Origin of the sequence: Rhizobium oryziradicis, from assembly GCF_001939045.1 — a bacterium.
Lineage (GTDB): Bacteria > Pseudomonadota > Alphaproteobacteria > Rhizobiales > Rhizobiaceae > Allorhizobium > Allorhizobium oryziradicis.
The window spans coordinates 63,917-86,072 of sequence record NZ_MKIM01000025.1; the positions used below are offsets into that span (position 1 = coordinate 63,917).

22 protein-coding genes, 1 tRNA gene and 1 riboswitch are annotated in these 22,156 nt (G+C 55.5%); of the genes, 13 read left to right on the top strand and 10 right to left on the bottom strand.

All coding sequences use genetic code 11. From position 1 onward, the window contains the following. The first annotated feature begins 63 nt into the window (after positions 1 to 63). The 3 genes from BJF95_RS08225 to BJF95_RS08235 are packed head-to-tail and all read left to right on the top strand — an operon-like array spanning position 64 to position 2,314. Positions 64 to 330, top strand: a complete 267-nt coding sequence (locus BJF95_RS08225; protein ID WP_075639328.1) for a DUF6460 domain-containing protein — start codon at positions 64 to 66, stop codon at positions 328 to 330. 1 nt (position 331) lies between these two features. After that, complete coding sequence (locus BJF95_RS08230) at positions 332 to 913, top strand: CAP domain-containing protein (RefSeq protein WP_075638991.1); 582 nt, start codon at positions 332 to 334, stop codon at positions 911 to 913. Between the two features lie 42 nt (positions 914 to 955). Continuing rightward, a complete protein-coding gene (locus tag BJF95_RS08235; protein WP_075639329.1) occupies positions 956 to 2,314 on the top strand; it encodes an MATE family efflux transporter in 1,359 nt (452 codons plus the stop codon). Here the strand turns inward: BJF95_RS08235 and BJF95_RS08240 are convergent. Both BJF95_RS08240 and BJF95_RS08245 read right to left on the bottom strand, forming a co-directional pair. Further along, complete coding sequence (locus tag BJF95_RS08240) at positions 2,290 to 3,381, bottom strand: quinone-dependent dihydroorotate dehydrogenase (RefSeq protein WP_075638992.1); 1,092 nt, start codon at positions 3,379 to 3,381, stop codon at positions 2,290 to 2,292. The two genes, BJF95_RS08235 and BJF95_RS08240, sit on opposite strands and share 25 nt — an antisense overlap. Further along, positions 3,378 to 3,758: a DUF952 domain-containing protein gene (locus BJF95_RS08245; RefSeq protein ID WP_245297270.1), complete on the bottom strand. Its 381-nt coding sequence runs from the start codon at positions 3,756 to 3,758 to the stop codon at positions 3,378 to 3,380. The genes BJF95_RS08240 and BJF95_RS08245 overlap by 4 nt, the downstream gene beginning before the upstream one ends. 242 nt (positions 3,759 to 4,000) lie before the next feature. Here BJF95_RS08245 and BJF95_RS08250 point away from each other — a divergent pair, with 242 nt between their 5' ends. The 3 genes from BJF95_RS08250 (at position 4,001) to BJF95_RS08260 (ending at position 6,153) form a co-directional block, all read left to right on the top strand. Continuing rightward, positions 4,001 to 4,648 (top strand): response regulator transcription factor, encoded by a 648-nt coding sequence (locus tag BJF95_RS08250; protein ID WP_075638993.1) that lies wholly within the window; start codon positions 4,001 to 4,003, stop codon positions 4,646 to 4,648. Between the two features lie 206 nt (positions 4,649 to 4,854). Next, on the top strand, positions 4,855 to 5,520 hold the full coding sequence (locus tag BJF95_RS08255; protein WP_075638994.1) for a S24 family peptidase: 666 nt from the start codon (positions 4,855 to 4,857) through the stop codon (positions 5,518 to 5,520). A gap of 219 nt (positions 5,521 to 5,739) precedes the next feature. Then, positions 5,740 to 6,153, top strand: coding sequence for a tellurite resistance TerB family protein (locus tag BJF95_RS08260; RefSeq protein ID WP_075638995.1), 414 nt, complete (start codon positions 5,740 to 5,742; stop codon positions 6,151 to 6,153). Positions 6,154 to 6,161: 8 nt separating this feature from the next. Here the strand turns inward: BJF95_RS08260 and BJF95_RS08265 are convergent, their stop codons facing one another. Continuing rightward, positions 6,162 to 7,061 (bottom strand): transporter substrate-binding domain-containing protein, encoded by a 900-nt coding sequence (locus BJF95_RS08265; protein WP_075638996.1) that lies wholly within the window; start codon positions 7,059 to 7,061, stop codon positions 6,162 to 6,164. Between the two features lie 419 nt (positions 7,062 to 7,480). Here BJF95_RS08265 and BJF95_RS08270 point away from each other — a divergent pair, with 419 nt between their 5' ends. After that, positions 7,481 to 9,400, top strand: coding sequence for a glycosyltransferase family 2 protein (locus BJF95_RS08270; protein ID WP_245297271.1), 1,920 nt, complete (start codon positions 7,481 to 7,483; stop codon positions 9,398 to 9,400). Between the two features lie 30 nt (positions 9,401 to 9,430). Here the strand turns inward: BJF95_RS08270 and BJF95_RS08275 are convergent. Then, positions 9,431 to 9,504, bottom strand: a tRNA-Gly gene (locus BJF95_RS08275). Positions 9,505 to 9,585: 81 nt separating this feature from the next. After that, entirely contained in the window at positions 9,586 to 10,683 is a 1,098-nt protein-coding gene (locus BJF95_RS08280; protein WP_075638997.1) for a 2'-deoxycytidine 5'-triphosphate deaminase, read from the bottom strand. Positions 10,684 to 10,754: 71 nt separating this feature from the next. Further along, positions 10,755 to 10,833, top strand: a riboswitch (SAM riboswitch). A gap of 49 nt (positions 10,834 to 10,882) precedes the next feature. On the opposite strand from BJF95_RS08280, the gene BJF95_RS08285 reads away from it, so the two are divergent. Further along, positions 10,883 to 12,067 (top strand): O-succinylhomoserine sulfhydrylase, encoded by a 1,185-nt coding sequence (locus BJF95_RS08285; RefSeq protein ID WP_075638998.1) that lies wholly within the window; start codon positions 10,883 to 10,885, stop codon positions 12,065 to 12,067. A gap of 292 nt (positions 12,068 to 12,359) precedes the next feature. After that, entirely contained in the window at positions 12,360 to 12,752 is a 393-nt protein-coding gene (gene apaG / locus BJF95_RS08290) for a Co2+/Mg2+ efflux protein ApaG (RefSeq protein ID WP_075638999.1), read from the top strand. 72 nt (positions 12,753 to 12,824) lie between these two features. Here the strand turns inward: apaG and BJF95_RS08295 are convergent, their stop codons facing one another. Continuing rightward, on the bottom strand, positions 12,825 to 13,712 hold the full coding sequence (locus BJF95_RS08295) for an LOG family protein (RefSeq protein WP_075639000.1): 888 nt from the start codon (positions 13,710 to 13,712) through the stop codon (positions 12,825 to 12,827). A gap of 235 nt (positions 13,713 to 13,947) precedes the next feature. Between BJF95_RS08295 and dapD the strand changes: the two genes are divergently transcribed. From dapD to BJF95_RS08310, 3 genes are all read left to right on the top strand, one after another. Next, positions 13,948 to 14,805 carry a 2,3,4,5-tetrahydropyridine-2,6-dicarboxylate N-succinyltransferase gene (gene dapD / locus BJF95_RS08300; protein WP_075639001.1) on the top strand — a complete coding sequence of 286 codons (858 nt, stop codon included), beginning with the start codon at positions 13,948 to 13,950 and terminating at the stop codon, positions 14,803 to 14,805. Positions 14,806 to 14,899: 94 nt separating this feature from the next. Continuing rightward, positions 14,900 to 16,114, top strand: a complete 1,215-nt coding sequence (dapE, locus tag BJF95_RS08305; RefSeq protein WP_075639002.1) for a succinyl-diaminopimelate desuccinylase — start codon at positions 14,900 to 14,902, stop codon at positions 16,112 to 16,114. Then, positions 16,101 to 16,697, top strand: a complete 597-nt coding sequence (locus tag BJF95_RS08310; RefSeq protein ID WP_075639003.1) for a hypothetical protein — start codon at positions 16,101 to 16,103, stop codon at positions 16,695 to 16,697. Before dapE ends, BJF95_RS08310 begins: the two co-directional genes overlap by 14 nt. 59 nt (positions 16,698 to 16,756) lie before the next feature. Here BJF95_RS08310 and truA read toward each other — a convergent pair whose 3' ends face one another. The 4 genes from truA to BJF95_RS08330 all read right to left on the bottom strand — a co-directional run bounded on the left by truA (position 16,757) and on the right by BJF95_RS08330 (position 20,689). Then, complete coding sequence (truA, locus tag BJF95_RS08315) at positions 16,757 to 17,578, bottom strand: tRNA pseudouridine(38-40) synthase TruA (RefSeq protein ID WP_075639004.1); 822 nt, start codon at positions 17,576 to 17,578, stop codon at positions 16,757 to 16,759. Further along, the gene (fmt, locus tag BJF95_RS08320; RefSeq protein WP_075639005.1) at positions 17,578 to 18,513 is read right to left on the bottom strand and encodes a methionyl-tRNA formyltransferase; all 936 of its coding nucleotides are present in this window, start codon (positions 18,511 to 18,513) and stop codon (positions 17,578 to 17,580) included. The genes truA and fmt overlap by 1 nt, the downstream gene beginning before the upstream one ends. A 67-nt stretch (positions 18,514 to 18,580) precedes the next feature. Continuing rightward, positions 18,581 to 19,090, bottom strand: a complete 510-nt coding sequence (gene def / locus BJF95_RS08325; protein ID WP_075639006.1) for a peptide deformylase — start codon at positions 19,088 to 19,090, stop codon at positions 18,581 to 18,583. A gap of 72 nt (positions 19,091 to 19,162) precedes the next feature. Next, a complete protein-coding gene (locus tag BJF95_RS08330) occupies positions 19,163 to 20,689 on the bottom strand; it encodes a methyl-accepting chemotaxis protein (protein ID WP_075639007.1) in 1,527 nt (508 codons plus the stop codon). 195 nt (positions 20,690 to 20,884) lie between these two features. On the opposite strand from BJF95_RS08330, the gene BJF95_RS08335 reads away from it, so the two are divergent. Further along, a complete protein-coding gene (locus tag BJF95_RS08335; protein WP_083638757.1) occupies positions 20,885 to 22,129 on the top strand; it encodes a DNA recombination protein RmuC in 1,245 nt (414 codons plus the stop codon). Positions 22,130 to 22,156: the final 27 nt, after the last annotated feature.

Below are 22,156 nucleotides of genomic sequence, written 5' to 3' on the forward strand. Positions count from 1 at the left end.
TTGCACCGCCATAATCCTGCGCTTATGTGAGATTATGTGATGGCCAAACAGGAGGCACCCATAATGTCAGACAGCGTCAACAGATTTCTGGGCGACTCCCTTGTGCGCACCATTGTGAAGCTCATCGTTGTGTCGGTCATTGTCGGCTTTGTCATGCATATGTTCGATATTTATCCAACCGATATTCTCGAGAGTATCCGCAGGTTTTTCTTCGACATCTGGCACAAGGGCTTTTCAGCGCTCGGCCGCGTGGGAGATTATTTGCTGCTGGGTGCCAGCATTGTCATTCCTATCTTCATCATCCTGCGCCTGATTGATCTTCGGAAATAATATGTCCTGTGAAAACACCTTGAATTTCATTGCCAGTCGTCGCCATTTTGTGGCGCTGGCCGGGCTTGGGCTCACCGCCACTTTGGCCGGTTGCGCAACAGCGCCGCTGAAGCCCACAGCCCCCTCGAATGTGGCCGATGAAACAGCCGCCTTCCTGCCGATGATCAATGCGCTTCGCACCAAAAACGGCAAATCCACGCTGGTGACTGACGCCGCCGCCACCAAAGCCGCGATGTTTCAGGCCAACCGCATGGCGCAGGCTGAAAAAATGTCGCATCTAATGGGCATGGGTGACAGTTTTGGTGCCCGCATGCGGGCCAGCAATGTGCAGCTGCCCGCCGCTGAAAACATTGCCATGTTGCAGCAGAGCGATGAGGCGGCCATGCAGGCTTGGATCAATTCCAAGCACCATCTGGAAAACATGTTGGGGCCTTACCACGGCCTTGGCGTGGCGGTGGCGCGCATTCCATCGCGCGGCAACAAGCCCTATTGGGCCATGGTGCTCTCGGGCACGCCGCGCCCCGATGTGGGGCCGTCTTCCGGCATTCCAATCCGCAATGGCATTCAGCTGAGAATCGGATAAAAAGGCTTTCAGGTGGGCAACTCTCACCTGACGGAGCCTTTCATGACGCAGACCTTCCCGCACAGCAAAGCTTTCACCGTCACCCACCGCAGCGTGCTTGCCATCGCGCTGCCGATGACCTTGGGCTATATCACCACGCCCTTGCTGGGCATTACCGACACCGCCGTAATTGGCCGCACCGGTGAGGCTGCGGCGCTGGCGGGTCTGGCCATTGGCGCTGTGCTGTTTGATCTGCTGTTTTCCAGCCTCAATTTTCTGCGCGCCTCCACAACCGCACTGGTGGCGCAGGCCTATGGGCGCGATGATCCGCGCGAGCAGGTGGCGGTTCTGTGTCGCTCCATGGTTCTTTCCGTCAGCATCGGGCTGATCATTCTGCTGCTGTCGCCGCTGTTGTTGCGCGGCGGCTTGGCCATGATGGGCGCAGAAGGGCGTGTGGCGGAGGTGACAGCCACTTATTTCTCCATTCGTATTCTGGCCGGACCGCTGACACTGGCCAATTTTACCATCATGGGCTTTGTGTTGGGGCGCGGCAAAGGCTCCGTTGGCCTTGCGCTGCAAATCTTGCTCAACGGCGTCAATATCACCCTGTCGATCGTGCTGGGCCTGCATTATGGCTGGGGTGTTGCCGGTGTTGCTTACGGCGCTGTTGCCGGTGAAGCCTGCGCCACCTTGGCGGGCGTGATCATCATTGCTGCGCGGATGAGCAAAGCGCAAATGCCGACATGGGCAGAGTTGCTCAACCGCGCAAAGCTCTCTGAATTATTCTCTCTCAACCGCGACATTCTCATTCGCAGTTTTGTGCTGTTGGCTGCCTTTACCTTGCTGACCCGCATCGGCAGCAGTTTTGGCGCAACCACGCTGGCGGCCAATGCCGTGCTGATGAATTTTTTCATGATTGCCAGCTTTTATCTCGATGGCATTGCCAATGCCGCCGAGCAAATCACTGGCCGCGCCGTGGGTGCCATGTATCGCCCCGGATTTGATGCGGCCGTGAAGCTCACCGGCCTGTGGTCTTTGGGGTTTGCGGTTGCCACCACGCTGGTGTTTTTGGTGTTTGGTGGGCACCTAATTGATGCCATGACCACCGCGGAGGATGTGCGGCAAATGGCCCGCCAATTTTTGCCATGGGCCGCAGTTACCGCCATGACCGGCGCACTCGCCTTTCAAATGGATGGCATTTTCATAGGTGCCGCCTGGTCAAGCGATATGCGCAATATGATGCTGGCGGCTTTTGTCGGCTATCTTGCCGCTCTGGCGCTGTTGGTGCCAAGCTTTGGCAATCACGGACTTTGGCTGTCGCTCAATTTGTTTCTGGCCTTCAGAGGTGTGTTTTTGCTCACCCGGCTGAAGACCAGAACCAATCAGACGTTTCCCGATCAAACCTTTAATGAGCGCCAGTGATCAACGCGGCTATCGCGCAGCTCGCTGAGCGACGACAGACCCTGCTGATCGAGCGTTTTTGACAGGCCCTTGACGATCTCCGCGGCAAGGCCCGGTCCTTCATAAATCATGCAGGAATAGAGTTGCACCAGATCGGCACCGGCGCGGATTTTTTCCAGGGCCGTCTCGGCAGATGATACCCCGCCAACGCCAATCAGCGGCAGGTTCTTGCCCAGCCGATGGCGCATACCCGCCAGCACAGCCGTGGATTTGGCAAACAGCGGCTTGCCCGAAAGGCCACCGGCCTCGCCTGCAAAACGGGTGTCTTTCAGACCATCACGGGCCAATGTGGTATTGGAGACAATCAAGCCGTCCAATGCGCGCGCCAGCACCACTTCGGCAATGTCATCCATGCCCTCCTCGGTCAGATCGGGAGCAATTTTCAGGAAAACCGGCACGCGCCGCGCCGCTTTTTGTGCTTCATCATCGCGCGCAGCCAACACGGCATCCAACAATTCTGCCAGACTGTCCTTGGCTTGCAGATCGCGCAGGCCCGGCGTGTTGGGCGAGGAAATATTGGCGGTGAAATAGCTGGCCACCGAATAGAAGCTGCGAATACCGGCAACATAATCTGCCACCCGATCGGCAGAGTCCTTATTGGCTCCGATATTCACGCCGACAATGCCCGATTTGCCTTGGCGGGCCTTAAGGCGCACCAACGCTGCGGCATGGCCTGCATTGTTAAAGCCAAGCCGGTTGATCACGCCTTCGTCGCTGACCAGACGAAAAATACGGGGTTTGGCGTTGCCGCCCTGTGGCTTTGGCGTCAGCGTGCCAACTTCAGCGAAGCCGAAGCCGAGGCCAAGCAGCTCATCCGGCACCTCGGCATTTTTATCATAGCCAGCCGCCATGCCCAGCGGATTGGGAAAACGCAAACCTGCCACCACCTGCGCCAAACGCGGATCATCGGTCAGGCGGCATTTGGGCATCAGGCTGGATTTCAACCCGGCAATGGAAAGCCCGTGGGCGGTCTCTGCATCAAACAGAAACAGGCCGGGCCGGGCAAAATGCTTGAAGGGGTTGATCATACCATATCCTCTGGAAACACATGCAGGCCATCTTGGCCCACTGGCAGTGGCTTTTGCCATAAAACAGCTGAGAGCGGCAATGGGCCGTAAAGATGCGGGAACAAATCACCATGGCGCGATGGCTCAAAAACAAGGGCCGCGCCTAGGCTTGCCCCATCAACCGCCACCAGCAGCAAATCACTCTGACCGGAAAAGTACAGTCGGGCTGTTTCCCTGGCCTGGGCTGCCGTGGAAAAATGAATAAAGCCGTCAGCAACATCAATCGGCGCACCGGAAAATTGGCCGTTGTCTTGCGCCTCCAACCACAATTGCGCAGGGACAATTTTGTACACTGTTGGCACCATGGCACGATCCTTCTGGATATTTCTATCAATCATTGAGCGCGGTCTTGACGAAGCGCAATCCTCACCAAAGAGAGCATTGTTTCTCAACGCGCTTGGCGCTAAAATGCATGATCAGCTGCATTGTGCAACGATCAGCCGGTTTAAGCATAGGCCGTATCACCAAAAAAACGTGTCACGGCTTCAGAGTTTAAATCAGGATTGATCGAGACAATCAGACCGCAGATCATAACTTGCGGTAACACTGATGGATAAAAGCTCTTGGGAGGGGGCAAACGATGGCAGAACATACAATCATCATTGCAGACGACCACCCTTTGTTTCGCGGTGCCTTGCGCCAAGCCGTCAGCGGCATGGAGGGCACGCAGCGCATTATCGAAGCTGGCACCTTTGACGAGGCGCGCAAGGCCGCCATCAGCCATGCCGATACGGATGTGATGTTGCTGGATCTGGCCATGCCCGGCATCAGCGGTTTTTCCGGGTTGATGGCGCTTCGTGCAGAATTTTGCAGTCTGCCCATCATTATCTGCTCGGCCACCGATGACGCCACCACCATTCGCCGCGCGCTGGAACTGGGTGCCTCCGGCTTTATCTCCAAATCTGCGGGCATTGATGACATTCGCAACTCTATCCAGACCGTGCTGAATGGTGACATTGCCAACCCCATCGCCGATGATAGCGGCCTTGAGCAGGATGCAGAACTGGCGGATCTGATGGCACGGCTGAAAACTCTGACCCCGCAGCAAAACCGTGTGCTGGGCATGTTGTGCGAGGGGCTTTTGAACAAGCAGATCGCCTATGCACTCAGCGTGTCCGAGGCGACGATAAAAGCACATGTCTCGGCGATTCTGCTGAAATTGAGGGTCGATAGCCGCACACAGGCCGTCATTCAGCTTGGCCGGCTCAACATGAGCATGGTCGCCTGATTGCAAAACAGTGCGGTGATCCTGGCGATGTCAATGCTAGGACATGCTCCCATTGCGGAAAAAACGCCGTTATTTCGATAAAAGCGGCAAAAACTAAGGATTTTATTCCTCAAGCATCTTTACTCTTGGCCTCATATGACCGATATATGAGCTGTGGGTGAAACCGTTTTTGACGGCTGTTGATGAATGCCGGGGTTTAGCTGGATATGCTTTCACACGAAACAATCTGGAGTGCAATTGATCGGCTTGCCGAGCAGAACCACTTGACGCCATCCGGGCTTGCCCGGCGCGCGGGCCTGGACCCGACCTCGTTCAACAAATCGAAGCGCATTGGACCGGACGGGCGGATGCGCTGGCCCTCGACCGAGTCGATTGCCAAAGTTCTGGATGCCACCAGCTCAAACCTTGGCACGTTTGCAGCCTTGTTCGATGCCGATAATGCCGACACCATGCTGCCCGAGGGCGATTTTCCGCCGCAGATCGGCTCTATTCCATTGCTGGGCTTTGCGCAGGCGGGCGCGGGCGGCTTCTTTGACGATGGCGGCTTTCCCGCAGGTCACGGCTGGGATCTGGTGGATTTTCCCGCATCGCCCAAATCCAAAACCGGCCTCTATGCGCTGGAAGTACAAGGCGACAGCATGAAGCCGCTCTATCGCGATGGCGATGTGCTGATTGTTGAGCCGGGGGCACAGGTGCGCCGTGGCGACCGCGTGGTGGTCAAGACCCTGGATGGCGAGGTTATGGCGAAAATTCTCGGGCGGCAAAATGCCCGCACCGTAGAGCTGATCTCCATCAATCCCGACCACGCCAATCGGACATTGGATCCCAGCGATATCGACTGGATCGCCCGCATTATCTGGGTCAGCCAATAGGAATATTTGCCACAGCAGCCTTATGCTTTTGATCGGCACCGATCTTACCCCAGACTGCCCTTGAAACGGCTCTCGGCAATCTCCATTATTGCAAGACATAAGCATCGTGCAGAAAATCACGGTCAGCACGATGCTTTCGATTTTCGTTTTCGCATCGGATTTATCTGAAAACCGGTTCCCACTTTTCAGCCGATGCTCTAGCACAGGAAAAGTCTCGCAATGACCACCACGGTAACCGTTCACGACGCTCTCATCTTCGCCATGGTTATGGCCTCCGCCGTGGACAATGCCATGAACGATCAGGAAATGGAGCGGATCGGGCATCTTGTCGAAACAACACCCGTCTTTGAAGGATTTCCAGCCGAAAACCTGATCACGGCTGCATCCCGTTGTGCTGCCTTGGTGGCGGGGCCGGAAGGCATGGAGATTGCACTGGAAACCATTCGCGATGCCCTGCCGGAGCGGCTTTATGACACCGCTTACGCCTTGGCTGTGGAGGTTGCCGCTGTGGACCACACGGTGCGCCCCGAGGAGATCCGCTTTTTGCAATTGCTGCGGGACCGCTTCAATCTGGATAAACTCACCTGCGCCGCCATTGAGCGCAGCGCTATTGCGCGGCATCGCAAAGCGTAACAAGCAGCCTAATACAGACCGGATGCGAAATAGCGACGCGACAGCTCATCCATGCGTCCTTTGCGTGCCAGTGCTGCAAGAGCATAATCGAAGGCGGCAGCCAAAAAGCCGTCTTCCTTGCGCACCATGATGGACATGCCCTCCCCCAAATAGCGTCGGGACAAAAACGGGCCGCCGAGAAAAGCGCAGCACGGAGTGGCCGATTGACCGGTCGGTCGATTGCCAGACTGGGTGGCAAGCCAAAAGGACAGTTGCAGCCCATCCCCAAACACAGTCTGGACTTTGCCTTGCGCTAAAGCCTGCATCAATGCGGCCTGATCGGCAAAGCCCTCAGGCTTGATGGCCGGGAAAAATGCCTTCAACATCGCTTCATGGGCCGTGCCGCTGACCACGCCAACAGACGTGCCATCAAGATCATCCACAGCGTTCCTGGGCTTGCTGCCATCAACCCGGGTCAAAAAGCGCGCCGGCAACATCAGGTAAGGGCGGGAAAAAGCAAAGTCGGCGCGAATGCTTTTTGTCACCGCCAGACCTGCAACAGCAGCATCGGCATGCTTGCTCAAAAGCGCAATCTCGATATCCGAGAATGGAATAGCCTGCACCTCGCATTTGGCTTCAACCCCAAGCTCCTTGCAGACTTCGCGGATCAAATCGATGTTAAACCCCGTCAAATGGCCCGTTTGATCCAAAAAGCTGAAGGGTGGAAAATCCACCGTTGTCAAAAACCTCAGCCTCAGCAGCACCGAGAGATCAGGCTTTGCCAACCGCTCATGGGCATCAAACAAAACCAGCATTCTTTCCATTTTCGCAGCGTCATCCGCACGCGCCATGCCGGATGAGACGAGCAAAGCCAATACAATATAAAATGCCCCCCACAATTTCAGGGATGAAACTTTCGAGCATATCATTATCATCGTCTCATGTTTTTCTATACAATACTGAGGTTTTATTTTGCCAATAGAATCAAAGCCTGATTTGAAAACGAAAATCTCCCCTAAATATTACGGGAGCATCACGCCTCCATTTCGCACTCAGCAAGCATTGCCTGTTTTTTCGCCCAAAGACTGTGCCATCAACATGATCACCAGCCGTCGGCGGGCTGCACGTATTTATGAGCTTTTTGGCATAGCAAGCAAACCCCTAAACACAGCCTTTTTCTATCGAATTTAATCTCTCGCCTGCGGCGGAATTGCGACTTTCACACAGATGCGACCGCCCGCGCTTGTCAATATCCGACCGCTTTACGCCTCCTCGCTGCAAATAATGGACGGTCACAGTCCGCAAAATAACGTTGATAATGCATCTTGTTTCAAGAAAGCAAAAGACTGTGCCCAATGACGATGATCAACAGGTTAGCTCCATTCGCTTCCTCAGCCACGCGCCCCGGAATGGGCGCAGGTCTCAACACGGCACGCCAACCCATCCCTTTGGCGAGGAACTGCTGGTTCTACAGCAAATCGGCATACTCCCGACAATATTGAGCCGATTGATCCAACAGGCGCTGCGCAATGGCACAACGGTTGAGCAAGAATTTTTGACCTGCGACTACATGACGGCGCAAGACTATTACGCAAGGCTCGCTGATCTGCTCGATCTGCCCTTTATGGAAAATCTGCCCACGCAACAGATTTTCGACAGTGAATTTCTTGATAGCCAGTTGGCCCAACCCGCGATCATTCGTCTTTACGACAAAACACGGCCACCGGTAACCGTGATTGCGCCGGAGGCAAGACGCTTGCCCGCCATTCAGGCACGCTTGCGCCAATCGCCCGAATTTGCAGCTTCTCTTGCCATCGCCACGCCTAAGACCATCGCTGACGCCGCCTGGAAAGTGGGGGCGAAAAGACGGGCAGAGGCGGCCTCGGCACAGCTTTTTCATGCCAGCCCCCAACATTCCGCCCGCACGGTGCTCACGGCACGCCAAGCCTTTTTCGCAGGCCTGCTGATTGCCCTTGCCTGTTTTGGAACAGTCACTGCCACACAGGCAACATGGATCGGCATTCATACATTGCTCTCGCTGCTTTATATGGGCACATTGTGGTTTCGCAGCCTGCTGTTGTTTCAAAACGTCCGCAAACCTCCAGCACCACCCCTCTTGTTATCGGCCAGCACCTGTCTGCCAACCTACACGGTGCTGGTTGCGATCTACCGGGAGAGTGCCATTGTGCCTCAACTGATTGGAGCCATGCGGCAGCTGAACTGGCCAGCCTCACGGCTGGACATCAAGCTCGTGTGCGAAGAAGATGATGCTGAAACATTGGCTGCGCTCAACGCAATCACTCTTCCTTCGCATTTCGAAATTGTTTTGACGCCAGCCCTTGGACCGCGCACCAAGCCCAAAGCCCTCACCTATGCCCTTGCCGGTGCGCGCGGTGACTATCTGGTGATTTATGATGCAGAAGACAGGCCGCACCCCGACCAGCTCAAAGAAGCCTATGCCCATTTCATCATGGCTCCGCCCGAGGTGGCCTGCCTGCAGGCACCACTGATCATTGCAAATGTAGCAGACAACTGGATCAGCAGCCTGTTTGCGCTCGAATACGCCGCCCTGTTTCGCGGCATTCTGCCAAGCCTCTCACATTATAAAATGCCCTTGCCTCTGGGCGGCACCTCCAACCATTTTCGCACGGATATTTTGCGAAAGATCGGTGCATGGGACCCTTATAACGTCACCGAAGATGCGGATCTGGGTTTGCGGCTCTATCGGGCGGGCTATCGCTGCGAGACGCTGATGCGCCCGACGCTGGAAGATGCACCAACATCGGCGCATATCTGGATTGGCCAGCGCAGCCGATGGTTCAAGGGCTGGCTGCAAACCTGGCTGGTGTTGATGCGCCACCCTCGCGCCGCCTGGAACACCATGGGCGGCAAAGCCTTTCTGGTTTTTCAACTGTTGATCGGCGGCATGCTGATCTCAGCACTTCTTCATCCCACCATTCTCGTTTTTCTGGGCATGACACTCTATGCCATGCTGGATAAGCCGACCACAGACATTCCGTTGCGGGAAACCATCATGTTCTGGATCGACCTGATGAACATCCTTGGCAGCTATCTGGTGTTTTTGGCCCTTGGAAGTGCTGCCATGACAGAGGGCGAGCGAAAGCACATCGGCTGGCGGGCTGCAACCATACCGATTTATTGGCTCATGACCTCTCGGGCTGCGTGGAAAGCCATGATTGAGCTTAAAACCAAGCCGTTCTTCTGGAACAAGACACCGCATATGCCAACACAGCAAGTCGCTGCATAAGCGATCAAAAATCGGTAATTGGGAGAAATTTGGAGCGGGTGAAGGGAATCGAACCCTCGTATTCAGCTTGGGAAGCTGCTGCTCTACCATTGAGCTACACCCGCTTGTGATGGGAGGAATCCTACACTTGCTGCCTGATGTCAAGATGCCTGGTGTAAAGCATCAAAGCACAAGCTTCGTCCCATTCACGACAGGCGAAAATGCTTGGACAGTTTTAACCCTTGCGCCTGATAGTTGGAGCCGAGGCCGGTGCCATAGAGCCCTTGCGGATGCTCTTGCATGTGCTCATAGACCAAACGGCCAATGATTTGCCCGTGCTCCAGAATATAGGGCACTTCGTGGCTTCGCACCTCGAGAACGGCCCGACTGCCAGAGCCGCCTGCAGGTGCATGGCCAAAGCCGGGATCGAAAAAACCGGCGTAATGCACACGAAACTCGCCCACCAATGGATCGTAAGGGGTCATTTCGGCGGCATAGAGCGGTGGCACATGCACGGCCTCGCGCGACACAAGGATATAGAATTCGTCCGGGTCCAAAATCAGCTCATCACGGCCACGGCTGTAAAGCGGCTCCCAGAAATCCAGCACGTCGTGAACACCTTTGCGGTCCACATCAATCACAGCTGTGTGGTGCTTGCCACGATAGCCCACCAACCCGTCAGGCCCCGTGCCTTTCAGATCAATCGACAGCGCAATGCCGCCGCCCGACACATTGGGCGTCTCGCTGGCCACCAGCGTCTCAGAGGCATGCAAATCGAGCAACTGGGTATCGGTCAGAAGCGCATGACCAATCCGGAACCGAATTTGCGACAGGCGAGAGCCGCGCCGCACGATGATGGGGAAAGTGCGCGGGCTAATTTCCAGATAGAGTTGCCCCGTGTAACCCGCCGGAATTTTATCAAACTCCTGCGCATAATCCACCATCACACGGGTGAAAATATCGAGGCGACCGGTTGAGCTTTTTGGATTGGTCGAAGCCGAGAGATCGGCGGCCAGATCCAGACTTTCCATCAAGGGCACGATATAGACGCAGCCGGTTTCCAGAACGGCACCGTTTTCCAGATCAATCTCATGCAAGGTCAGGCGCTTCAGCTTGTCTTCAACCGTGCTGTTGGGGCCGGGCATGAAGCTGGCGCGCACCCGAAGCGCTTTTGAGCCTAAACGCAAATCCAGGCTGGCGGGCTGAATCTGATCACCATCCAGCGCCTGCTCGGTGATCAGGCGACCGGTGTCGAAAAGTTCATGGATGGCACGATCCGCCAAAATACCTGAATTGCGCTTCATAAGTCGTTTTCCTTTTCGGCGACAAAATCAAAGTCACACAATTGACGCAAGAGCAAGATCGGCGTAAGGCAATCTTATCCCGTGGTGATTTGGCCGGTCGGCTTGCAGCCACGTTAAATAATTGGCTAAATAGACCGGGCGCAAGCAACCGGTCCGTATTCGCGACCGGTTTTTTTGTGTTTGGGAAGGCTTATAGAGCATGACTGATAACTGGCGCGCAGCAACAAAACTGGTTCATGGCGGCACTTTGCGCTCTCCTTACGGAGAAACATCCGAAGCCATCTATCTGACACAGGGCTTTGTCTATGACAGCTCGGAAGCCGCTGAAGCCCGCTTCAAAGGCGAGACCGAGGGCTATATCTACGCCCGCTACGGCAGCCCCACCAATGACATGTTTGAAAAACGCATGTGCATGCTGGAAGGCGCTGAAGATGCGCGCGCCATGGCCTCCGGCATGGCCGCTGTCGCTGCCGCCATTCTGTGTCAGGTCAAGGCGGGCGACCATATTCTGGCCGCACGCGCGCTGTTTGGCTCCTGCCGCTGGGTCATTGAGACGCTGGCCCCAAAATATGGCGTGGAATTTACCCTCGTTGATGGCCGCGATCTGAAAAACTGGGAGGCCGGTATCCGCCCCAACACCAAAGTCCTGTTTTTGGAAAGCCCAACCAATCCAACCCTGGAAGTGGTTGATATTGCCGGTGTCGCCAAGCTGGCCAACCAGATCGGTGCCAAAGTGGTTGTCGACAATGTGTTTGCCACACCGCTGTTTCAATGCCCGCTGGAGCTGGGCGCGCATGTGGTGGTCTATTCCGCAACCAAGCATATTGATGGTCAGGGCCGTTGCCTTGGCGGTGTTGTGCTATCGTCCAAAGAGTGGATTCAGGAAAACCTGCAGGACTATTTTCGCCACACAGGCCCTGCCATGTCGCCTTTCAATGCCTGGACATTGCTGAAGGGTCTGGAAACGCTGCCTTTGCGCGTCAAGCAGCAGACAGCCAATGCCAGCAAAATCGCCGATTTTCTGGCCGACAATGACAAGATTGCCCGGGTGATTTACCCCGGTCGTGCCGACCATCCGCAGGCCGATATTGTTGCCAAGCAAATGAAGGGTGGCTCCACACTGTTGGCAATTGAGTTGAAGGGCGGCAAACAGGCGGCTTTTGCTTTGCAAAATGCTTTGCAGGTGATCAAGATCTCCAACAATCTTGGCGATGCCAAGAGCCTGATCACCCATCCCGCCACGACGACCCATAAAAACCTCAGCGATGAAGCCCGCGAAGAACTGGGGATTTCTGCCGGCACCTTACGCCTGTCCTGCGGCATTGAAGATGCGGATGACCTGATCGAAGATCTCGATAAAGCACTGCAAGCAATTACCGCGTAATTTTCATCGGACCAAGGCTTGCTGCATCATTTTTCAAATCCAAAGAACGGAAGAGGGAAATGATGCAGCAAAGATAACGTGTTACGATCGATATCCGCGCGTTACACTATTCAAGGCATGCAGGGCCTGCGTCATAAAAAAACGCAAGTCCGGCCTCGCCTTTACTAGAAATTAATTTTATTCATGATCTAAATTGTTCTATGGTATTTTGATCAAGATCAGTTCCCCTCTCATGGCAACTTTATCGGCTTCGCTCATGTACGCTCATGAAAACACGGAAAAGGCCCCCTTTATGTACCGCGCATTGACACGGGACATCGAAGTGAGTGTTGAGCCCTATTATCTTGCGGAACAATCTGATCCGGAAGACAATCGCTACGTCTGGGGCTATCGGGTTGTGATCACCAATCACTCCAGCTCAAGCGTTCGCCTTGTCAGCCGCTATTGGAACATCACCGACCAGAACGGTCAGGTGGACGAGGTCAATGGCCCCGGTGTTGTTGGTGATCAACCACGCCTGACACCCGGCGAAACCTACGAGTATTCCTCGGGCTGTCCGCTGGATACGCCATCGGGCATGATGTTCGGCCATTATAACATGGTCACCGATCAGGGTGAGAGCTTTGATGTGGCCATTCCGGCGTTTTCGCTGGATACACCCAATTTGCGGCGCGTTCTGAACTGAACCGCTTCATAAGACGTTGACACCAAGACCGAAAAGACCCGCCGAACGCATCGTTGGCGGGTCTTTTCGTTTTCACAGCGCAGGCTCGGGCGTATTGATTCCGTAGGTTCGGGCAATCACCTCCCAGGCTTCATCAGCCGTTTCGACAAAATTCAGCAGGTCCACATCTTCCGGTGCGATCGTGCCAAATTCGGCAAGACTGTCGAAATCAATAATCCGATGCCAGAATTGCTTGCCAAACAGGATCAAGGGGATGGGTGCCATGCGCTTGGTTTGAATAAGGGTAATGGCCTCGAACATTTCATCCAGTGTGCCAAACCCGCCGGGGAAAATCACAATCGCTTTGGCCCGCATCAAAAAATGCATCTTGCGAATGGCAAAATAGTGGAAGTTGAACGAGAGTTCCGGCGTGACAAAGGCATTCGGGGCCTGCTCGTGCGGAAGCACGATATTGAGGCCGATGGTGGGAGCGCCCACATCGGCGGCACCGCGGTTGCCCGCTTCCATCACGCCCGGCCCGCCGCCGGTGGTGACCACATATTCCTGATAATCCAGCGTTGCCGAAAACTCGGAGCATTTGCGCGCAAAAGCCCGCGCCTCATCATAGAACACCGAGGCGGCTTCCAGATTGCGCTTTTGCACATCGTTGCGGGCCGCCCACGCCGCCTGGCCGGGGGCCGGAATGCGTGCGCCACCAAACATGACCACGGTGGATTTGATACCGCGTTCAGCCAGCACCATTTCTGTCTTGAGCAGTTCCAGTTGAAGACGCACCGGGCGCAACTCTTCCCGGCACATAAAATCGTCATCGGCATAGGCCAAACGATAGGATGGCGATTGCGTCTGCGGCGTCAGGGGAACGCAGGCCGCACTCTGGCGGTCACTATGGCTGTCTTTTAGCGGTCCTCGGATTGTTTCAACGGGCTGCCGTCTTGCTTTGCCATTTTTTGCCATGCTCATGCCTTCCTTCTTCTGCACTCACCCGATCCACAGATGATGCCCTTGCACCATGTTTTGACAAAGTGATGTCCTTGGGGGACAACATCACCCACAAGGCTTCAAGGATTCCTTACTGCACCTTGTCTAAAATCGGTTTCGATTCGCGCAATTATGCAGTAGAGAATTTTGCCAGTTATCAACGTCAGACCGATGGTGTCGGGACTAGACGTTAGCCAATGAAGTTTAAGGAATTCTCATGAGCACCTCGGACCTATCTTCCCTGCAATCAGTCATCGAAACCGCCTTTGACAATCGCGATACGGTCAACATCACGACAAAAGGCGAGATCCGCGATGCTGTCGTGGAAGCCCTGAACCTGCTGAATGACGGCAAAGTCCGCGTTGCCACCCGCGGCGATGATGGCCAGTGGACCGTGCATCAATGGCTGAAGAAGGCCGTGCTGCTCTCCTTCCGCCTCAACGATATGGCCGTGGTTAAGGGTGGTCCAGACAATTCGACCTGGTGGGACAAGGTGCCATCCAAGTTTGAAGGCTGGGGCGAGAACCAGTTTCGCGCCGCCGGTTTCCGCGCCGTGCCCAATGCGGTTGTGCGCCACTCGGCCTTTATCGCACCAAATGCCATTCTGATGCCGTCTTTTGTCAATCTTGGCGCTTACGTTGGCGAAGGCACCATGGTGGACACATGGGCAACGGTTGGCTCTTGCGCGCAGATTGGCAAGCACGTGCACCTGTCTGGCGGCGTTGGCATTGGCGGCGTGCTGGAGCCTTTGCAGGCCGGCCCCACCATTATCGAAGACAATTGCTTCATCGGCGCACGCTCGGAAGTGGTTGAAGGCTGCATTATCCGCGAAGGCTCGGTTCTGGGCATGGGCGTGTATATTGGCAAGTCCACGCGGATTGTTGATCGCGCCACCGGCGAAGTGTCTTACGGCGAAGTACCACCTTATTCGGTGGTCGTCTCAGGCACCATGCCATCGCCCAACACCATGCCCAATGGCCTGCCAGCGCCCAGCCTGTATTGCGCCGTGATCGTCAAGCGTGTTGATGCGCAGACCCGCTCCAAGACCGGCATCAATGAGCTGCTGCGCGATTAAGTGTAACGCCGCACTTTGAGATCGATCAGGAGCAGGCAAAACGCGCCTCGCTCCTGATTTTCCTTATTCACGAGCATTTCGTCTGTGTGTTTTCATGTCCCACCCTGCCAATATCTCGCCCGCTTCTGATCCCGTTGAAAACCTCCAGACGCTGATCCGCTGCCCCTCTGTCACCCCAGCTGAAGGTGGCGCACTGATCGCGCTTGCCGCCATGTTGGAGCCGCTGGGTTTTAAAGTCTCACGCATGACAGCGCGCGAAGACGGCACGCCAGACGTTGAAAACCTCTATGCCCGCCTTGGCACGGAAGGCCCGCATCTGATGTTTGCAGGCCACACCGATGTTGTGCCGGTGGGTGATGAAGCAGGCTGGACCTATCCGCCATTTTCCGCCGAGATCTCAAACGGCGAACTGTTTGGCCGTGGCGCGGTGGACATGAAAGGCGGCATTGCCTGCTTTGTCGCAGCCGTTGCCCGCCATATTGAAGCCCATGGCCCCCCCAAAGGCTCGATTTCCTTTCTGATCACCGGCGATGAAGAAGGCCCTTCCATCAACGGCACCACCAAGCTGTTGCAATGGGCGGCAGAGCGCGGCGAGCGCTGGGACGCCTGCCTTGTGGGCGAACCAACCAACCCGGATCACTTGGGCGATATGATCAAGATCGGTCGTCGTGGCTCAGTGTCCGGTCATATCACTGTTCATGGCGTGCAGGGCCATGCGGCCTATCCGCATCTGGCCGACAATGCGGTGCGCGGCATTATCAAGCTCACCGAGGCTTTGATGTATCCGCCGTTTGATGCAGGCACCGACAATTTCCAGCCATCCAATCTGGAAGTGACCACCATTGATGTCGGCAATCCGGCCACCAATGTGGTTCCGGCCCGCGCCAGCGCCAAATTCAACATCCGTTTCAACGACACCTGGACGGCAGACACCGTTCAGGCCGAAATCATCCGCCGCCTTGATGGCGCATCCGCGGATCAGACCTTGCGGCCCGGACGCGAGGCACTTCGCTATGAGATCACCTGGGCTGATAGGCCATCACATGTGTTTTTGACCCGCGATGATGCGTTGATCCAATCGCTCACCGCTGCCATTGAAAAAACCATTGGCAAAACGCCAACGCTCTCCACCACCGGCGGCACATCAGATGCCCGCTTCATCAAGGATTATTGCCCTGTGGTGGAATTTGGCCTTGTGGGCCAGACCATGCATATGGTCGATGAGCGGGTGGCGGTGGCTGACCTTGAAACACTGACAGGCATTTATGCCCAGTTCATCGAAGGCTGGTTTGCCCATGCCGGGATTTAAAGAGGTCGAATTCTATCTGACCGGCCTTTGGCTGCTGCTGAAAGGCAGCGCCACGGGGTTTGGCTATCTCGACATTTCGGATCGTGGTGTCCGCCGGTCCTTCTGGTCTATCCTCTGGTCGCTTCCTGCCATGTTTGTCTCATGGCTGTTTTGGTATCGTACGCTGACAATGGGCATGATGGGCGAGGATCAGGGTGGCGGCGTGTTTTTTCTGCGCATGGCCATGATTGATATGGCCAGCTGGTTTTTGCCGCTGGTGCTGATCGCAATTGTCTGCCTGATTCTGTCAATGGCGCAGCATTTCAATGCCATTGTGGTCACCACCAATTGGCTGGCTCTGCCGATCGCCTATGCCAATGCCGCTCTGGTGGCGCTGGCTGTTGTGGCCCCGAGCCTTGGACAGGTGATCATCCTGCTGTGGCTGATGCTTTTGCTGGGGCTGGCCTATAGCGTTTTTCGCTTGATGGCCGCCATTGTCGGCCCGCACACGCTGCTTGTTGCCACCCTGACGATGGTCATGCTGGTGCCCACCACGCTTCTGTCAGAGTTTTTGCAAGGCTATCTGAACGTCAATCCGCTTTAGAGTTTGTTAGGGAAAAGTGGAATCCGGTTTTCCCGAAAAGACAAACTCAAAAAGGGACTCTAGAGGCTGTCAGGTTCAATCTGAACCTGACAGCCTCTAGACTCGATGTTGGAATACGGCCGCCAATTGCCATCGGTGGGATAATCCACCTGCATGAAGTAAAGCCCCTCTGGCGGGGCCACCGGCCCGCAGGCTTTTCTGTCGCGGGCTTCAAGGGCTGAGCGGACATCGTGCGCTGTCATCTTGCCCTCGCCCACCATTTTCAAGGTGCCCGCGAAAGAGCGGATCTGATTGTGCAAAAAACTTTGGGCTGAGGCGCGGATCTCGATCAAATCACCGCAGCGCGTCACATCCAGCCGGTCCAGCGTGCGCACCGGGCTGATCGCCTGACAATGCACCGAGCGGAAGGTGGTAAAATCATGCTTGCCCACCAGCATTTGCGCGGCTTCATGCATGGCCTCATGATCCAGCGGCTTGGAGACCCACCAGGCACGATTGGCCTCCAGCGCAAGGCGCGAGGGCCTTGCAATGATGCGGTAGAGATAATGCCGTTTCAAAGCCGAAAAGCGTGCATCAAACGCATCTGGCACGCACTCCACCTCAAGCACGCTGACGGCCTGATGCGCCTGCGCCAGATGGGCATTGAGCGCATTGCGCAGCTTGTAGGGCAACCAATCGCGGCTCAGATCCACATGGGTTACTTGCCCCTTGGCATGCACACCCGAATCAGTGCGGCCAGCACCGCGCACGGCCACCGTCTCACCGGTGAGCGATAACACCGCTGCCTCCAAAGCGCCTTGGGCGGAGGGGCCGTTGTCTTGCCGCTGCCAGCCAACATAGGGCGTGCCATCATATTCCACGGTCATTTTATAACGAGGCATCAGGCAAAAACCGTCCCTTGTGCAAGCGGCGTGCCGCGCAGAAAATCCTGCGCATTGAGAGGCTTTCCACCCGCCTTTTGCAGGCGCGTGAGCTTGACTGCCCCCTCGCCGCAGGCAATCGTCAGCATGTCGTCCAACACCTCACCCGGCTGGCCTGTGCCCGAGCTGACCGCGCTGGTCAATACCTTGATGCGCTCAAGCTTGCCATTGACCTCAGCCTCAAACCAGGCACCCGGAAACGGCCACAGACCACGAATATGGTTATGGACCTCCGAGGCAGGCTTGGAGAAATCAATGCGGGTCTCGGCCTTGTCGATCTTGGCGGCGTAAAGCACACCTTCGCTTTGCTGCTCAACCAGCGGCAGATCACCCGCCTCCAGCTTGGCGATGGCCTCAACCATGGCCTTGGCACCGATGTCGCTCAGAGCATCATGCAATTCACCGGCGGTCATTGAAGGGGTGATCGCAATGCGCGCGGTCAGCGCCACGGGGCCGGTATCCAGCCCCTTGTTCATTTTCATCACCATCATGCCGGTCTCCGTATCACCGGCCATAATGGCACGCTGAATGGGGGCCGCACCGCGCCAGCGTGGCAGCAATGAAGCATGACCATTGTAGCAACCCAGCTTCGTGCCATCAAGAATGGCTTGCGGCAGAAGCAGCCCATACGCCACCACCACCGCCACATCGGCCTGATGATTGAGAAACGCCTGCCGGTCTTCCTCAAGCTTGAAATTCAAGGGCGTGAGCACCGGAATGCCAAGCGCTTCTGCCGCCTGATGCACCGGCGATTTGGTCAGATCCAAGCCCCGCCGTCCGGCAGGTCTTGGCGGCTGGCTATAGACCGCGACAATCTCGTGCCCCGCTTTTGCCAGCGCGTTGAGCGTTGGAACCGAAAAATCGGGGGTTCCCATAAAGATGATGCGCAATGCCATAAGCCAATCCAGACCAAAACAGAAGAAACCCAAACCAAAAGAAACCCAAGCCCAAAAAACAAGAAGCTTATTTGGACTTTGCAGCCTTGGTGAATTTCTTGATCACCATGTCGCGCTTCAGCCTTGAGATGTGATCAATGAACAATGTGCCGTTCAAATGGTCAATCTCGTGCTGTAGGCAGGTGGCCAGCAGGCCATCGGCCTCGATCAGTTGTTCCTTGCCATCACGATCCAGCGATTTGACCGTCACAGCAGCCGGACGCTCCACTTCCGCATAGTAATCAGGAATGGAGAGGCAGCCCTCTTCATAGGTCGAGCGGGCATCGGATGCGGTGATAATTTCCGGGTTGATAAAGACCAGCGGCTGCTTGTCTTCGCCTTCCTTGGACACGTCAATCACCAGCAAACGGCGCGGCACAGCCACCTGAATGGCGGCCAGACCAATGCCGGGCGCATCATACATGGTTTCCAGCATATCATCGATCAAGCGGGACAGATCGGCATCGACCCGCTCAATGGGTTTGGAGACCTCGCGAAGCAGCGGGTCGGGCAAAATAATAATGGGCTTTATTGTCATGGGTTTCCCCATAAACCATCATGGATTTCAAGGAAATCGAAAAAACGCGCGATTTCCGCCAAGCAGCGCTGATTATCCCGCTCGACGCAAACTGCGCCCCTCCACATCATGGTGGTGTCCAGAACCTGCCGCAGCATTGACGTCATGCGTCTTGAAGCCACGCAACGCTCCCACCAACCGCTCGACTTCATCACGGAGTGTTTGGGTTTGGGCGGATGTTTCTTCCACCATGGCGGCATTTTGCTGGGTGATGCTGTCCATGCTGCCAACGGCGGTGCTGACTTCTTTCAAACCACCCGATTGATCCGCAGCCGCCAGCGCAATTTTAGCGACAATGGTGTTGATTTCGTCAATCCGGGTGATGATCTTCTGCAGGGCTTCGCCAGCGCTGTTGACCAGCCCCACGCCCGACTGCACCTGACCCGAGCTTTGCGAAATCAAGCCCTTGATCTCGCGTGCCGCATTAGCACATCGCTGCGCCAGTTCGCGCACCTCTTGCGCAACAACGGCAAAACCCCGGCCCGCCTCGCCAGCGCGCGCCGCTTCAACACCCGCATTCAAGGCCAAAAGATTGGTCTGAAAGGCAATTTCATCGATAACACCGATAATTTTGGAAATGGCATCCGACGATTTTTCAATGGCCCCCATGGCGTCAACCGCCCGGGTCACCACCTCGCCAGAGCTTTGCGCCTCACTCAAGGTCACACGCACGACGCTTGCAGCCTTCTGCGCGCCTTCGGCAGCGGTGGACACGCTTCCAGACAATTCGTGCAAGGCCGCCGTGCTCTCCTCCAGGCCCGCGGCCTGCTGCTCGGTGCGGTGGGCCAGATTGCCGGTCGCTTCGGCAATCGAAGAGGTGGATTTGAGAATTTCCTCGCCGGCGCTTCGCGCAATCGACAGCGTCTCGGCCAAAGTCGTCACCGAGCGATTGTAATCGTCTGCCACCTGGCGAAAATTCACCGGCATGTCATCGGGCAAATGAAACTCCAGATCGCCTTTGGCCAAGCGCGCCAAAGCATCTGTCAACGTTGCCAAGGCCTTTTTTTGCTCTTCCTCGGCCTTGATGCGGGTGGCTTCGGCCTGATCGCGTTGTTCTGACAAAATCTCCAGATAGATGGAAATCGAATAATCCATATCCAGAAGAGCGGCTTTCACAATAACGCCAACCTCCTGCGCCAGCTTCTCAGAACCGCCCCTGCCAAACCGGCTTGGCCAGCGCTGGGTTATCACCGTATGAACCAATTGCTCCAACAGCAGGGCATAACCGCCAATATACCAGCGCGGCTCAAGCCCGATCCGGGCATGGGCGCGACCAACAGCCTGAACACCTTCAACATATCGATCATCATAATTGGCGGTGCCAACCACACCCCAATGCTCTTCTTGCCGTGCTTTTGCGCCAGACAAATGTTCCGGGCTTCGGAAAAAGCGCGCTGTTTCCGGCGTTGAGCGCACCTTTTTATAGAAAACATCCAGCCCAGCCCCAACATTTGCACGAATTGTCGGACCTAAACTACGCAAAACGTCACGAGACTGATCATCCAATCCGATAAAATCGAGCCGTTTTGCAAGGGCTGCCTTTTCGTCTGCAGTCATCATCAACTCGATCCTTTTGCTGAACAATATGAAGCTTTTATTTAGTCAGTTCTAAATCAATTTAGGTAAATTTCTTATTTACAAAACACTTGAAGGTTGTCATTTTCTCAGACAGTTTCTCAAGACATGCTTTGCATTCCCCCATAAATGTTCTTGTTTTGATCTTTTCACGGCGCGCAAATCTGTTAAGCTTGCGCCATGAACACACTCCTCTCTTTTCTCGTCTCGCCTGCTCTGACCCTGGGCACATTTCAATTCAGCTTTGGCGCTTTGGTGCTGTGCTTTGGTTTTTTGCTGTTGCTGGCGCTGTTTTTTCTTATCTTTTCTGCGCGCCGCACCACCGAAGACGATGACAGGCTTGCTGATCTGGCCGATGAGCGGCAGATGAGAGAAGACCAGCGCATGGCGGCCTTGATGAAGGCACACGCCGAGATGCAAGGCCGCATGGCGGCCATGACGGAAGTGTTCGGCTCCAAACAAGCCGAATTGAACCGCACGATCAATGAGCGGTTGGATGGACTAACGCACCGTCTTGGCACAACCATCACCGAGCAAACCAGATCCACCCATGAAAATCTGCGCACGCTGCAAGAACGCCTCGCCGTGATTGATGCCGCCCAAAACAATATCCAAAGTCTCGCCAAGGATGTTGTTGGTCTGCAGGCCATTTTATCCAACAAGCAAACCCGTGGTGCTTTCGGGCAAGCGCGCATGGAAACCATTATTGCCGATGGCCTGCCCATGGGCGCTTATGCGTTTCAAGACACGCTTTCCAACGGCAACAGACCCGATTGCACCATCCGCATGCCCAATGGTCAGCCGCCGCTGGTGATCGATGCAAAATTTCCGCTGGAAGCCTGGAACGCCATTCGCGATGCCACAACGCCGGAGCAAAAGAAGATCGCCAGTCAGCAATTTCGTCGTGATATGGAAGTGCATCTCAAGGATATTTCCGACAAATACCTTCTGGCAGGCGAAACGCAGGATACGGCTTTTCTGTTTGTGCCATCCGAATCGATTTTTGCCGAAGTGCATGAGAATTTCGAAGGCATTGTCCAACGCGCCCATCGCCTTCGTGTCGTTATTGTGTCGCCCTCGCTGTTGATGTTGTCGATTCAGGTTATTCAAGCTGTGCTCAAAGACCAGCGTATGCGCGAGCAGGCCCATCTCATTCAGGCTGAAGTCATTCACCTGATGGATGATCTCGGGCGTCTGGATGATCGCACCCGCAAACTGCAAAGCCATTTTCTGGCGGCGCAAAAGGATGTCGATATGATTTTGACCTCCGCCGACAAATTGAACAAACGCGGAGCCAAAATCGAAGCCATGGATTTTGAACCTGCTCCCGAATTGGCCGGACGCTCAAACGCTCCCGGCCCGCGTGAGACATCGGCAGAGAGCCGTACAGGCCTTCTCAAGCTGCGGGTTGTTGACGAAGACTGAACTGTCGCCCAAAAGAGATCCAGACTG